The following is a 14,950-nucleotide window of genomic DNA, read 5'->3' as shown; positions in this document are numbered from 1 at the left end:
AGTCATGTCGGATGACGACAAAATCACGAACTCTGACGAAGAGCAGGCCAGCAATGAGGCTGCGAACCTGAACGGTGAAGCAGAAGAAGCCATCGCGCAGCTGTTCGATGACTATCAGGCCGGTTTCAACGATTACGAAGCAGACAGGATCTGCGATTGTTTTGCGCTGCCTGCCATCATCTGGCAGCATGAAAAAGGCCATGTCTTCAACGACGACGAAGAGTTGCTGGAAAACATCGAAGCGCTTTTGAAGGCTCTGGAAAAGGAAGGGGTGACCCATTCCGATTTTCACGTCAGTTCAAGCCATGTAAGCGGCACGACCGCATTGGTGACGCTTGATTGGAGCCAGGAAACGGACGATGGCGAGGCGATCTTCGAATTCACATGTCACTACCAGCTGATTCACGACGGCTCCGACTGGGTCATCGCCTGCATCATCAATGACTGAACGCTGGACGTTGCTGCAGTCGGCCTGGGTTGCCTCCCTCATCCTTGCTGTTGTTACATTCCTGCCCGCCATGACTGGCGCGTTTGCTGCTTCCTACGGAGCGTTGACGGAAGCGCCGCAGGACTTGAGAGATTGCGAACTCCCGGCAGATATTTCGGGAACTACACTTCTTGAGACCGGGTGCCGCTACACGCGCAGCATCACGATTTCAGCAAGCGACGTCGTACTCGACTGCCAGGGAGCCACAATCACCGGCATGCACCGGCGCGGAATTGTTATCCGGCCCGGATTGAAGAGCGTGACCGTGAGAGACTGCCGCCTTCACGATACCGGTGGAATTCTCATCGAAGGGCAGACGCCGGAGGACGATCCGCAGTCCCGGGAAGCTGCACGTGTCGGGTCGTCGCAAGGGGTCGTTCTGGAACACCTCACGATTACAAACTCTTTCATGACCGGCATTTTTGTCGATCACTATGTTGTCGGCGCGGTCATTCGAAACTCGATTGTCGCCGATGGCCATCACGTCGGTATCTATCTGGAGCACGGGTCCCAGAAAAACACCGTCTCAGGCAACCTTGTCCGCAACAATGGCCTGTTCACGAACTTCGGTATCAGACGGATTGGTCCGACGCGCCGGGAGGGGCTCTCGGTCGACGGATCAGCCTTCAACCTGATTGAGAATAATGTCTTTGACGGCAATGCCTTCGGCGGCATTTTTCATTACAAGAACTGTTGGGAGTTCCACACCACAAACTCCCAAAGCTGCCCACGGCTTCAGGGGTCGGATGGCAATGTCATCCGTGGAAATGTGTTTCGCAATATGGACATCGGTATTTGGGTAGCATCTCGTCAGTCCCGTGACTTGGTTATGTGGGATTGCGGCGACAAGAGCCCTTATGAAAATCCGGTATCTCTGGAATTGATGATGGGCGAGCGGGAATGGGGACAGTCCGACGGCTTCCAGGGCTACCATTTCAACCCGGAGCAGATTGCCGGCTTCGTCGACAAGCGTGCGCTTTCACCGCGTTGGCCTTTCCCGACGAAGCTGCATCTCTACGAGGATTTCGCCAAGGACAACATTTACGAAGACAATTGCTTTGAATGGTTGGAAACGGGAATTCGCATTGAAGATGACGGCAACGCTGTTACCGGCAATCGTTTCATCGGTGACTTCGAGTATCTTTATCTCGGGAGCCCGTTTCGCGCCAGATTTCTGAACCGTCCAATCAAGAACACGGTGATTTCTGGTAATCATTCGTTCTCTCCGTCCGGACGATCGTTCCTGGAAAACAGCTTTCTGGCCGAAGGAGAACACATCGATACGGTCATTGAGCAGCAGGGCTTCGGCAATTTTAGCATGCCGAAGCGTACAACCTGCTCTGCAGGCCCGTCATGAAGAAGACAGCGGAGAAGACGGATTTTGAAAATTGGAATGTGAGGGGATGAAAAAGGCCGCAAGCTCATGAGCTTGCGGCCTGAATTGCAAAAGGTAGAACGTTTGCTCCTGGCTGGCGAACGGGTTCGTTTTGAAGCTCGTCTCTGCCAGGGGCGCTGTTCAGGATCGCCTTATTTCTTGGCTTTAGCTGCCTTGCGTTCCGACCGGGAAGGCTTGTTTTTCTTTGGTGCTTTCTTTTTGGGCGAAGCTGCCTTTGACGCGGACCGCGGTTTTGATCTGCGCTGGTCGTCTCCCTCCGGGTGGTCGGCACCGCGTGGCTTCCGCGAAGGTTTACGGTCGTCTCCGTCAAGGTCCCGGGCCAGTGCCTTCATGTCCAGCGGCTCGTATGCCGGGTGATGAGGTGCACCCTCGTCGTCTCCGAACTTGCGGCGCTTTTTGCCGCGAGGGCCATCGAATTCCCGTTTCGGTCCGCGCTTCGGACGGTCGGACTTCAAACTGTCTTCCGGGCCAAGGTTCTCATAGTCCGGCGCATCGCCTCTGGAAGGGCGCCGTCTGGGTGCATTCTGACGTCCCCGACGTTCGAAGTCTTCCTTTGGAGGGCTGGGAACCTTTCCGCCGCGTGCATCGAGCAACGTGATTGTGACGTTGTCCTCACCCGTTCCTTCCCGCTTGATGACGTCCGCAAAGCGTTCACCGTGGCTGGCGGAAATTTCGAAGTAGAGCTGATTCTGGAAGATCTTGATCGCGCCCACTTCCTTCTTGGTCACATGGCCGGCACGGCAGATCATCGGCAGGATCCAACGTGGTTCGGCCCGCTGACGGTGACCAAGCGACAATGAGAACCAGATGCCATCCTCGAACTTGCCGGTGATTTCCGCGTTGCGGCCACCGCGAGAACCTGCGTCACGGCCTTTCAACGACGTTTCGTTCAGCTCGGAGATTTCTTCGGGAGCCGGCATGCGGGACTGCCGCAGCTTTACGAAGGCAGAGGCAAGCTGCTCGGGGCTGTGGAGCGCAAGAAGCTCCATTGCGATTGCGCGGTCCTCTTCCTCCAGCTCGACCGTTAATGCCGGATCTGCCAGAAGGCGCGCCTTGTCCTCAGCGCGGATCTCGTCTGCGGTCGGTGCGCCTTTCCAGGTTGCCTTGATGCCCGCGAAATGGAGAACGCGCTCCGCTTGTCTCCGGCGGGGGAACGGAACCATCAGAACGCAAGTGCCTTTCCGGCCTGCACGGCCGGTGCGGCCGGACCGGTGCAAGAGGGCAGCCTTGCCTGTCGGCAGGTCCGCATGGATGACGAGATCCAGATTGGGCAAGTCGATCCCGCGTGCAGCAACGTCGGTCGCAACACACACGCGGGCGCGTCCGTCCTTCATCGCGGCAAGTGCGCTGGAGCGTTGCTCCTGGCTGAGTTCACCGGAAAGGGAAACGATCGAAAAACCGCGGTTTGCGAGGCGGGACGTCAGGCGGCTGACAGCTTCGCGGGTCGAACAGAATACGATCGCCTTTTCAGCTTCGTGCAACCGCAGGACATTGATAATCGCGTTTTCGCGCTCATTCGGCGGAACAGGGTGGGCGACATAGTCGATATCGCCATGCTGTTCACGCGCATTGATGGTCGAAAGGCGGACAGCATCCTTCTGGAACCGTTTTGCAAGTTCTGCGATCGGTCGTGGAACGGTCGCGGAGAACATCAGGGTTCTGCGCTCTTGAGGCGCTGCGTCCAGGATGAACTCCAGATCTTCCCGGAAACCCATATCAAGCATCTCGTCGGCTTCATCCAGCACGACAGCACGGATCTCGGAGAGGTCCAGGGCGCCACGTTCAATATGATCGCGAAGACGTCCTGGTGTTCCGACGACAATATGCGCACCGCGTTCCAGCGCCCGGCGCTCGGAGCGCGGATCCATGCCGCCCACGCACGAAGTGGTAACGGCTCCAGCCTGTTCGTAAAGCCAGGTAAGTTCTTCCTTCACCTGAAGGGCAAGTTCGCGGGTCGGTGCGATCGCAAGCGCAATGGGAGCCGCCGCCTTGCCAAGCTGGTCCTGTCCCTGCAGGAGGGTAGGGGCAAGTGCGAGACCGAAAGCTACAGTTTTGCCAGAACCGGTCTGTGCTGATACCAGAAGGTCTGCTTCCGGGGGCGCGTCGTTCAGAACGCTTTCCTGTACAGGAGTGAGGCTCTCATAGCCTCGTTTCGCCAGCGCGGCCGACAGGGCCGGGGCGAGAGACGTCAACTCAGTCATAGAAATCTTTCAACTGCTCCGGATCATCTGCGTGCCAGTCAGCAGTCTACCGGATCGGGCTGTCTTAGTATCAGCCTGGATGTGCCTAAGATGGGCGCGGCTTATACAGGGAAATGGTAAGAAGGTCCATCCCGGACTTGTAAACGGGAGCATTCCCGGTTTTTCTGGTCCCATGCAGGCATTTTCCCAGCTTTTGGACAGACTTTCTCTGGAGCCCAGGCGTCTCGCGAAAGAGGCGCTGCTGGTCAGGTATTTCAAGGAGACGCCGGATCCGGATCGTGGATATGCGCTGGCGGCGCTAACCGGAGGGCTCAGCTTCAAGAACGCTAAGCCTGCCATGCTCAGGTCTCTCGCAAGCGAACGAACCGACCCGCAGCTCTTCGCCCTTTCGTATGATTTCGTCGGAGACCTTTCTGAAACCATTGCGTTGATGTGGCCCGCTGGCTCAGCGGGGCAGGAAGACCAATCGTCGCTTGAGTTGTCGCGTGTGATCGTCGCCCTCGAGAATGCCGGTAAAACCGATGTGCCGAGATTGTTGACCGACTGGCTGGAGCAACTGGACGAAACCGGACGATGGGCTTTGCTGAAACTTGTGACCGGTGGGATGCGAGTTGGCGTTTCTGCCAGGCTTGCCAAGACTGCGGTTGCACGACTTGGAGAAGTGGACGTGGCTCAAGTGGAGGAGGTTTGGCACGGGCTCAGGCCGCCTTACGAAACCCTGTTCGCCTGGATGGAAGGGCGAGCAGGGCCGCCCGAGACCGACGATCCGGCCCCTTTCCGGCCGGTGATGCTTGCGCATCCGCTGGACGAGGAGAAGGATATTGCTCAACTGGATGCCGGGGAGTTTGCGGTTGAATGGAAATGGGACGGCATCCGCATTCAGGCCGCTGCAGGCAAAACGAAACAGGGAGAAACCATTCGCAGGCTCTACAGTCGAACCGGTGAGGATATTTCGAAAGCGTTTCCCGATGTGATTGACGGGCTTGATTTTGATGCCTGCATCGACGGGGAGCTCCTGATCGTCAAAGAGGGCAGGGTCTTGCCGTTTTCCGACTTGCAAAAGCGTTTGAACAGGAAAACCGCAGGCCCAAAACTGCTGAAGGACTATCCGGCAGCGATCCGTGCATATGATCTTTTGTTTCTGGACGGAGAGGACTTGCGCGAACTGCCCTTTTCGGAACGAAGAGCGAAACTGGAAGACTTCATTGCCACTCGGGCGCCGCACCGGATCGACTTGTCTCCAATGGTGGAGGTTGAGGACTGGGATGTCATCGCGGCTGCCCGCTCGAAACCGGATAGGTTCCTCGAGGTGAACGATGCCGGGGCCGTGGAAGGCTTGATGCTGAAAAAATGGGAGGCTCGCTATCTCAACGGCCGGCCAAAAGGACTGTGGTACAAATGGAAGCGGGAACCTTTCCTGATAGATGCGGTCCTGATGTACGCTCAGCGCGGGCACGGCAAACGGTCTTCGTTTTATTCAGACTATACATTCGGGGTTTGGAGAGACGGAGAAAGCGGTCCGGAGATCGTTCCTGTCGGCAAGGCGTATTTTGGATTTACCGACGAAGAATTGCGGGAAATCGATCGATTTGTTCGCGCCAACACCATCAACAGGTTTGGACCGGTCAGGGAGGTGGCTCATGGCAGCGAGAACGGCCTTGTTCTGGAAGTTGCCTTTGAGGGGCTGAATCGGTCCACACGCCACAAGTCCGGTGTTGCGATGCGGTTTCCGAGAATTTCCAGGCTGAGATGGGACAAGCCGCCGTCGGAAGCGGATCGGATTGAGAGCCTCGAAGCGCTATTGCCTGCGAATGAAGGCTGAAAGCGCTAAATTTACGATAAACCGCGAAAAACCGGCAATGGCCGTGCTTTGGTCACGGAATCGTGGCAACCATCAGGTGAAGAACAACGGTGGATCGCCATGCCGTATAACGGAGAGACGAGATGAAAATCCGCAAGTTTGTGCCTGCAACAGTCTTGGGCGGTGCAGCTGCCGTTTTGTTGCTTGCTGGAGCCGCAACGGCTCAGGACCAGATCACGCCGGAACAATCCGACGCCGTCACACAAGGTCAGCCCGGCCGATATTCTCTCGTGGCTGTCGATGGCGACATTCTGCGTGTGGATCGGCAAAACGGCACGGTTTCGGTTTGCCGGGAACAGAACACCTCCTGGCGCTGCAACCCGGTCCCACTGGCGGAAGATGCCTATCTGGCCGAGATCAACGAACTGGCAAGCGAGATTGACCGGCTCACCGCTCGGGTCCAGGAACTGGAGAGTGGTGCGAATGGCGACAGGCAATTGCCGCCGGGCTCGGCCCTCGATCGCAAGCCGTCGGAAAACGGTAACACCGACATGACAACCGGTCTTGAAGAAGCGGATGAGGAACTTGAGAAGGTTTTGACGTTCACAGAAAGCGCGATGAGGCGCTTCTTCGGCATGGTGCGGGAACTTCAAAAGGATTTTGAGGACGAGGGCAACTGAGCCAGTTGCCCTCGTCATTGATCACTTTGACCACGGTCTTAGTCGATCAGCATCTTGGAGAGATTGTTCTGCGCTTCTTGCGGCAGTTCAACGGCCTTGCGTGATGACAGGTCCATCATGAGCGCTACCACGTCCAGGGTTGCCGCCAGACGGTTGGTCCTGCTTTCAAACAGGTGATGCCGCATTGTAAAGGACTTTGAATTGACCCCGGTGAAGCCTGTTACGACGACAACGGTGTCTCCGGTTTTGAGCGGGGTCGACCAGGTCAGCTTCATTTCGACGGCCACCCGTCCGAACCCGTTTTCCGTAAGATATTCATGCGTCATCGGCGTGCGCTGCCAGACATGCGGAACGCCGTCCGTGCAGCAGGACAGGGCATACTGATCGTCTGCCTTGCTGTCGACGCCGATATCGCGCGGAAGTACGGTTCCGCGGTAACAGACCTCGGCGCCTTTCCCCTGCAGTCCCGAAGGAGTTGCCCGAAGCGCACTCGGTCCGGTCTGGATGCCCCTCGGCGCGGCTTCCTTGATCATCGGGGTTTGAAAGTCCTTGAACCGTTGGCGCAGGGTCTTGGCCGAATTCGCGTTCGGTTCATAGCCATCCAGGGCCGTCGCAGCGAGGGCGCCACTTGCGCCGTCACGCATCTCATGCACGACGGTCATCATATGCGGACCGTCGAATGCGATGCTGGATTGAATTGTAATCAGGTCGCCGGTGCGCAGTTCCTTGTGGTACCGCACGTGACGAACCCTGCGGGCACCGACAAGCGTTTCGCTCAGGCCGGACAGCAGGCGGAATTGACGATCAGCTTCTTCAAACCGGCTAAAGTAAAACTGAACATTTAGATGGTCATTTTCGTCGCATTCCCAGCGATTAACAAATGAAAAAAGGGTCTCTTGAATTGTCATCCTATAAATTCGTGCGCTCAGTGATTTTATTTAATCTGTACAAAGTCGTTGAGGTACATTTGTTGCAGTCTTTTGGTGAATATATCAATAAGAAATGTAATCTGTGGAAAATTAGATCGATTGATCAGGTGGCTGAGTTCACTAGGAAAAATTCAACTGCGGAAGTTTGGCGTAAAATCTGAAGTTGTGAGCATCTGCCGGATTGTTCTCGTAGCCAGTACTACGCTGCGGGAGCTTAGTCCCGGGTGCTTTGGCGCTCAAAGCAGTGTGGGCTGACAAAAGAACCCGTCTTGGTCAAAAGCATGGTTTGACTTGAATGTAATCCATGATGCAAACATACTTCAAAACAAGCCGCCAAACGGGGTGAGGAGCCGGAAACCAGAAAACCTTGATGCGCAAGTGGCAGCGGCGCTCGGTTTAACTGGTCGTGAAGCGGATGGGGCCGTTCAGGGAGGTAATGCAACGTGTCGGCGACAACGTATAGGTTTATCATCGCGGATGATCATCCCTTGTTCCGAGGGGCTTTGCGCCAAACACTTGAGACACAGTATCCAAACGCCGCAATTGAAGAAGCAGGTGCCCTGGAAGATGTGACCACACGTCTGGAACAGGACGGCGACGTAGATTTGATTCTACTGGATCTGACGATGCCGGGAATGCGCGGTTTTTCCGGTCTCATGTATTTGCGTGCGCAATACTCGGGTGTTCCTGTGGTCGTCGTATCGGCGAACGAGGATCCGCAGGCGATCCGCCGCGCGGTGGAATTCGGAGCTTCGGGGTTCATTCCCAAGTCTCACGGCATCGATGTGATCCGGCAGGCGATTTCGGAAGTCATGTCCGGAAACATGTGGACACCGCCGGATGTCGATCTGAAGGCTGATGACGGCAGCGGTGATCTTGTTCAGCGCCTTGCCACTCTGACACCTCAGCAGGTACGCGTGCTGATGATGCTGTCCGAGGGATTGCTGAACAAGCAGATCGCCTATGAACTGTCGGTGTCCGAAGCGACTGTGAAAGCGCACGTCTCCGCTATATTGCAAAAGCTCGGCGTTGAAAGCCGCACACAGGCGGTCATCGCGGCTTCCAAGATTGAAGCCGGACAGTGGCAGCTTGGCGGTGATGCTACCGAAAATGCCGAGTTGCATTGATGTGAAATTCATCGACAGGTAGCGTAATTTCTGAAGAAAACCAGGCATGTTGAATCAGCCCGGGCGGTCACTCCGTCCGGGCTGAGACCGGTTGTGTCCGGCGCAAAACAGCCGGAGAAGTTTTGTTAAGGTAAACCGAAATTAGTTCTAATTTTTTGAAAAATATCGAGAATTCGGAGTGCCTTCCGTCGGGGCCTTTACCGGAATTTCAATGAATGCGCGTATCCCTCTGCTTCAGGGAGCTGTGTTGAACACGGCACTTCAGGAGCAAAAGCGGAGAAGAAATGCGGCTTAGCGCCAATTGGAAACTGGTCTTCAGCACGATTTGCCGGGCGTTCATCTCACCCAACGCCTGCGCGACGATGCCTGCTGAAAACACAGGGCCGGAGCAAAACGGTCTGGTGGACAACGACCAGAACCGGGCGCTGCTCCTTGCATTCGGTTATCCGGTTGTGGAGGAGTTTCTCGCCCGCCGGGTTCGCGCTGCACAGATTGCCAGCGTCGCCCGTCTTACACCCGTTATTGTTCTTGCAAATGTCGTCAACGCGCTGGTCGTGATGCCGGTTTTCATGAACTTCGTGCCCTTGTCCTATTTGACAGTGTGGCTCATAGGTCTTGGCTGCCTGATGAGCTTTACGGTTGTCAAATGGATTTCCACGAGGCGGGATCCGGTTGAAACGGCATCGCGCAGAGCGCTGGAAAAGGCGGTTCGGCATGCAACTGTGCTCAGTTTGCTTTGGGCCGTGGTGCCCATCGTGGCTTTCGCCAGCGGAGATCCGAACGGCATCTGGATTTCCTCGTGTATTACAACGGGGATGATTTGCGGTGGCGGATTTGCCATGGCAACGGTGCCCCAGGCTGCGTTTCGTTGGGTGACAATTCTCTATGCCGCCTCGGTCATCTCGCTTCTTTTCGATCAAAGCGCGTCCATGTGGCCGCTGCTGTTTCTGCTGACGAGTTATTCGATTGTTGTCGTCGGCAGCGTGACTGCGGCGGGCTGGCTGTTTGCCTCGCACTTTCTGGCAGAAGCAGAGTTGAAGCAACGAGGTGAGCTCATCGCCTTGCTCATGAACGAGTTCGAGGAAAAGTCCAGCGACTGGATCTGGGAAACGGACAGCGCCGGCAATTTCCGCAACATTTCCGAAAGGTTTCTTCACGCAAGCGGCAGGACCCGTTCCGAGCTGGAAGCGATGCGAATGGTTGACCTGGCCTATTCGCTGAACAATTCCGATGCCCGGGAAGTCGTGCGTACGCTGCAGAAGGAAATCAGTTTGCAGAAGTCGTTCCGCGAAGTGGTGATAGGTGTATCGGTCAATGGCGAGGACCGCTGGTGGTCGCTTGCTGCCCGCCCTGTGTATGACGACCACGGGTCGTTTACCGGCTATCGCGGAGTTGCGTCAGACGTGACGGAGACCCGCCGCGCAAATGCGTTGATCGCGCATCTGGCCGAACATGACTCCCTGACGGGTATCGGCAACCGCAGCTGGTTTCTGAAACAGGCGGAATTGATGCGGTCGGAACAGTTCAAGTCAAAACAGAATACCTTGACCCTGTTCCTGATTGATCTGGACAACTTCAAAGTTGTGAACGACACGAGCGGCCATCCGGCCGGTGATGAGTTGCTCAAACAGGTTGCCAACCGGTTCACTGCGATCGGCGAGGGCAGGATCAGCCTGGCACGTTTTGGTGGTGACGAATTCGCGGCCCTCGGTCACTTTGTGAGCGATCAGGCTGCAAGTGCCTTCGCTCAGGAACTGGTCAACATCACCCGCAAGCCTTTCAGGATCAGCAATCGTGACTTTGCGATTGGAGCGACCGTTGGTTTCACGCGCTTCCTGGATCGAACCGATACCGTTGACGACCTGATGCGCAAGGCAGACATTGCGCTTTACAAGGCCAAGGAAAGTGGTCGCGGTCGAGCTCTGGCCTTCGAAAGCGACATGGAGAGGGAAGTTCGGGAGCGCCGTGAGCTGGAATCCGATCTTCGGGAAGCATTCGAATACGGCAAGCTCAGTGTCGAGTTCCAGCCAATCGTCGACACTCGTTCCGGGAAGGTTGTCTCCAGCGAGGTTCTTGTGCGCTGGTATCACCCGACGCGGGGAGAGGTGCCGCCAAATACATTCATTCCGATTGCCGAGCAGGCCGGGCTAATCCTTCCGCTCGGGAGCTGGGTGCTGAAACGCGCCTGTTCAACGGCGGCGCAGTGCCCTGATCTGGAAAGTGTGGCGATGAACCTTTCGCCGGTACAGTTCATGGATCCCAATCTGGTCGAAAGCGTTTCCTCCGTTCTGGAGGAAACAGGCTTCCCTGCCGAACGGCTCGTTCTTGAGATAACCGAATCCGTCTTCCTCCGCGATTTGGGTTCTGCGTCCGAAAAACTTCAGAAACTGCGCGACCTTGGCATCAAGATCTCACTCGACGATTTTGGAACCGGCTATTCTTCGCTGTCCTATCTGCGTCAGTACAAGTTCGACAAGATCAAGATCGACAAGTCGTTCGTCGACGAAATCGGAGATCGCAGTGACGGACTTGCGATCATTTCCGCTGTGATCGCTCTCGCACACAATCTGGGCCTAGAGGTCACTGCCGAGGGCGTTGAGCGGCAATTCCAGGTGGATGCGCTGAAGGCGCTTGGTTGCGATACGCTTCAAGGCTACTTCTTCGGGAGACCGGACGCCAATCCCGCGAATATCACACGCATCGACAACTCAGATTGGCACTCGGAAAACTCCGGTCGGCGAGCCGACGAATCTGTTCCAGCCAGATCGGCCTCTTGAACTCACAAACGTCAGGTCAGTTTATTCGGCGGCCTGACCGGCCTGACAGCGGGTGAGATGTGCTCTGAGGGCGGCCGGTTTGACCGGTTTGTTGAAGAACGTGATGTCTTTGTCCCCGGCCTCGGTCCGCACCGCCCGGCTTCTGTCGGCAGTAATCAGGATCGCAGGAATGTGCCCACCAAACTTCCACCTCAGCTTGACGATGGCATCAATTCCCGTGCCGTTATCCAGGTGATAGTCGGCCAGAATGACATCCGGTGTAACGCCGGCCTTGTTCAGGACTGAAGCTGCTTCCACGTCATCGGACGCGGTAAACACATTGCAGTTCCAGTTCAACAGGAGGTGGCGCATTCCGCTCAGGATGTCCGGCTCATTGTCAATCGCCACAACGCAGAGGCCATCCAACTGTCCAGCCGGCGAGGGAGCTTGCTGCACAGGAGTGAGATCCGGCATCGCTGCCGATCTCGGCAACTCTACAGAAAAGCACGAGCCGCGGTTTGCCTCTGATCTGAGTTCCACCGGATGCTTGAGCACGTGACTGATGCGCTCGACTATCGACAATCCGAGCCCGAGTCCTTTGGCAACGCGCATTCCGTCATCGAGCCTGTGGAATTCCTGGAAAATCGCCTTCTGTTTGCTCTTGGGTATGCCCATTCCAGTGTCGTAGACTTCTACCAGGACCCGGTTTCCACGCCTGCGGCATCCGACCAGAACTTTACCCTTCTGGGTGTATTTCAAGGCGTTGGAGACCAGGTTCTGCAACAATCTTCGCAGCAGACGCCGGTCCGTGCGCACCGAAACAGATGTCGGTACGATCCTGAGCTCCAGTCCTTTTTCCTGTGCCACTGGCTGGAAATCAAGCGCCAGTCCACGCAGCAGTTCGTCAAGACGGAACACGCTTGGTTCAGGTTTCAGCGCGCCCGTATCAAGTCTTGAAATGTCGAGTACGGCGCCAAGGATGTCTTCCACCGACTCAAGCGCTGATTCAACATTCCGAACCAGTTCGCCATCATTGCCCGCCTTCAGGCGATCCACCAACACAGATGCATAGAGGCGGGCGGCGTTCAGAGGTTGAAGGATGTCGTGGCCTGCTGCAGCCAGGAAACGGGTCTTGCCGATATTGGCTTCTTCCGCAGCTCTTGTGGCTTCCACAAGGCGTTCGTTGACGTGGGTGAGTTCTTCGGTTCTTTCGCGCACCCGCCGTTCCAGAGTTTCGTTGGCCCGTGCCAGCGCTTCTTCCGCCATAACCCGCTCGGTGATGTCGGTGTAAGTCGTCACGATACCACCGTCCGGCATCGGGCTGATCCGAACCTCGAATACGGTCCCGGTTGATTCCAGTTTTTCCTGGAATGTTTCCTGTATCAGCACAAGCCGCTCGATCCGGTCGGCGACGATCGCTTCCACCGGCCCGGGACCGTGTTCCCCACGTTCGGCATTGAAGCGCAGGATTGCGTCCAGGGTCGTGCCCACCTGACCGTATTCGGCCGGCAAACCGAGAAGATCGCGGAACTGCCGGTTCCAGCAGATCAGCCGAAGGTCCCTGTCGAAAACGCCAATGCCTTGGCGCACCTGATTCAGCGCGGTTTGCAGCAGATCCCTGTTGTACTGAATGGCGATAGACGCATCATCGAGAAGCTTGACGGCACCCTTTGTTGACGGATCGTGGCGCTTCAACATCAGCGTCAGGACGAGCCTTGAAGAGGCCGCCCCGATCGCGCTGGCAAGAAGCTGCTCGGAGAACCGCAGCAGACTGGCATCGGCCAACGTGTTGGGGTCAAGCGGAATGCCACGCTCGTTGGCAAATCTCTGGAACGAACGGTCCGTGCGTTCCTCGCCGAGATACCTGGCGACGGTTGCCTGCAGGTCACCAGAAGTTACGGATGTACGCCAGTAGCGCAAACTCGGCGTCGGTGAGAAAGCCGCCGGTACGAAAACATTCGCCTGGAGAGTCTCGGCAGGCAGGGGCTTGCGGATAAAGGAAGCTCCAACGAAGAGGAGGATGTTGACCAGCAGGCTCCAGAGCGTGCCGTGAATGAAGGGGTCAATTTCCAGTCCAAGCAGCGCCTGGGGTTTCAGGATGCTTAGGCCGAAAGGTCCGGTTGCCAGGAACCCGTCGGAGATGAGCCCTGACTGGGCGAAAGTTGGCAGCAGGAGCGTATAGCCCCACAAAATGAAGCCTCCGCTGAGGCCTGCGATTGCTCCAAGTGATGTAGCCCGCCGCCAGAACAGTGCTCCGACGAATGCAGGTGCGAACTGTGCTATCGCCGCGAAGGACAGCAATCCGATGGATACCAGCGCGGCAGTGTCACCGGCGGCCCTGTAATAGGCGTAAGCGAGCAGAAGGATGGCGAAGATTGCCAGGCGCCGGATAAGCAACAGCTGACGGCTCATGTCTCGCCCGCTGGTATCGACCAGTTCATCCTCGCTATGGCGCCGCAAGAGCAGTGGCACGACGATGTCGTTCGAGATCATGATGGCCAATGCAACGGTCGCAACAATGACCATGGCGGTCGCCGCTGAAAGTCCACCGATAAAGGCAAACAGCGCAAGCCAGTTCTGGCCTGCATCCAGCGGCAGTGCGAGCACGAAAGTGTCCGGATTGATGTCCTGACCGAAACGCAACAACCCGGCGGCCGCGATCGGAATGACGAACAGATTGATCAGGACGAGGTAGAGCGGAAACATCCACGTTGCCCGCCGCAATTCCTCATCGGAATTGTTTTCCGTCACCGTGACATGGAACTGGCGCGGAAGCAGGAGAACGGCGAAGGATGAAAGAACCGAGAGGACAACCCAATTACTGATATTGACCGGTTGCTCGAAAATGGCGGCGACCTCCGGCGCTTCCGAAATGGCCCGAACGAGATCGAAGGGGCCATTGAAGAGCCAGTAGGTCACCCAGATGCCGACCGCCAGAAACGCAATCAGTTTGACGATGGCTTCCGCTGCGATGGCCAGCATCAGGCCTTCCTGGTGCTCGGTCGCATCGATATGCCGGGTGCCGAAAGCCCAGCTGAAGATGGCCATCCCGAGCGCGATCAACAGCGTCAAGTCGTCAAAGACCGGGGTAAAGACGTCTCCGGGGGAGATGACCGGTCCGACCATTGTCGTGACCGAAAGAGAGACCGCCTTGAGCTGGAGGGCGATATAGGGGATGACACCGATCACTGCGATCAGGGTGGCCAGGGCTGCAACAGTCTGGCTCTTGCCGTATCGGGCACCGATGAAATCGGCAATCGACGTGATGCTTTCGGTTTTGGAAATCTGAACGATGCGGCGAAGGAGCGGATATCCAAGGGCAAAGACGAGAAGCGGGCCGATATAGATCGTCAGGAATTCCGCACCGCTTCGGCTTGCGTTGCCGACCGAGCCGAAAAACGTCCACGATGTGCAATACACGGACAGCGAGAGCGCATAGATAAACGGTCGCCCGCCTGAGCGGGACGAACGCTTCCTGGTCATGCGATCGCCGTAGCTGGCGATGGCAAACAGGAACAGGATGTAGGCCGTTGCGGCCAATATCACGAACCATCCGTGCAGCATGGTCTGGCT

The 14,950-nt window shown here is 56.7% G+C and carries 9 protein-coding genes; 6 read left to right on the top strand and 3 right to left on the bottom strand.

The window, feature by feature from the left end:
- The first annotated feature begins 4 nt into the window (after positions 1–4).
- Positions 5–448 (top strand): DUF4440 domain-containing protein, encoded by a 444-nt coding sequence (locus ABLO27_RS07765; RefSeq protein WP_353031836.1) that lies wholly within the window; start codon positions 5–7, stop codon positions 446–448.
- Positions 441–1,844, top strand: coding sequence for a right-handed parallel beta-helix repeat-containing protein (locus ABLO27_RS07760; RefSeq protein WP_353031835.1), 1,404 nt, complete (start codon positions 441–443; stop codon positions 1,842–1,844). Before ABLO27_RS07765 ends, ABLO27_RS07760 begins: the two co-directional genes overlap by 8 nt.
- Positions 1,845–2,014: 170 nt before the next feature.
- Here ABLO27_RS07760 and ABLO27_RS07755 read toward each other — a convergent pair whose 3' ends face one another.
- Positions 2,015–4,084, bottom strand: a complete 2,070-nt coding sequence (locus tag ABLO27_RS07755) for a DEAD/DEAH box helicase (protein ID WP_353031834.1) — start codon at positions 4,082–4,084, stop codon at positions 2,015–2,017.
- A 172-nt stretch (positions 4,085–4,256) separates the two neighbouring features.
- Here ABLO27_RS07755 and ABLO27_RS07750 point away from each other — a divergent pair, with 172 nt between their 5' ends.
- Together ABLO27_RS07750 and ABLO27_RS07745 are read left to right on the top strand one after the other, a co-directional pair.
- Positions 4,257–5,906 carry a cisplatin damage response ATP-dependent DNA ligase gene (locus ABLO27_RS07750; RefSeq protein ID WP_353031832.1) on the top strand — a complete coding sequence of 550 codons (1,650 nt, stop codon included), beginning with the start codon at positions 4,257–4,259 and terminating at the stop codon, positions 5,904–5,906.
- Positions 5,907–6,028: 122 nt separating this feature from the next.
- Positions 6,029–6,565, top strand: coding sequence for a hypothetical protein (locus ABLO27_RS07745; RefSeq protein WP_353031831.1), 537 nt, complete (start codon positions 6,029–6,031; stop codon positions 6,563–6,565).
- A gap of 38 nt (positions 6,566–6,603) precedes the next feature.
- On the opposite strand, the gene ABLO27_RS07740 is transcribed toward ABLO27_RS07745, so the two are convergent.
- Positions 6,604–7,473, bottom strand: a complete 870-nt coding sequence (locus ABLO27_RS07740; RefSeq protein ID WP_353031829.1) for an acyl-CoA thioesterase — start codon at positions 7,471–7,473, stop codon at positions 6,604–6,606.
- A gap of 464 nt (positions 7,474–7,937) precedes the next feature.
- Between ABLO27_RS07740 and ABLO27_RS07735 the strand changes: the two genes are divergently transcribed.
- A complete protein-coding gene (locus tag ABLO27_RS07735; protein ID WP_353031827.1) occupies positions 7,938–8,621 on the top strand; it encodes a response regulator transcription factor in 684 nt (227 codons plus the stop codon).
- A 284-nt stretch (positions 8,622–8,905) separates the two neighbouring features.
- Positions 8,906–11,398: a putative bifunctional diguanylate cyclase/phosphodiesterase gene (locus ABLO27_RS07730; protein WP_353031826.1), complete on the top strand. Its 2,493-nt coding sequence runs from the start codon at positions 8,906–8,908 to the stop codon at positions 11,396–11,398.
- Positions 11,399–11,419: 21 nt separating this feature from the next.
- Here ABLO27_RS07730 and ABLO27_RS07725 read toward each other — a convergent pair whose 3' ends face one another.
- Positions 11,420–14,941, bottom strand: coding sequence for a PAS domain-containing hybrid sensor histidine kinase/response regulator (locus ABLO27_RS07725; RefSeq protein ID WP_353031825.1), 3,522 nt, complete (start codon positions 14,939–14,941; stop codon positions 11,420–11,422).
- Positions 14,942–14,950: the final 9 nt, after the last annotated feature.

The organism is Roseibium sp. SCP15 (assembly GCF_040329435.1).
Lineage (GTDB): Bacteria > Pseudomonadota > Alphaproteobacteria > Rhizobiales > Stappiaceae > Roseibium.
The sequence above is the reverse complement of the archived record's forward strand: the minus strand, read 5'-3'. Positions and strand labels throughout refer to the sequence as shown.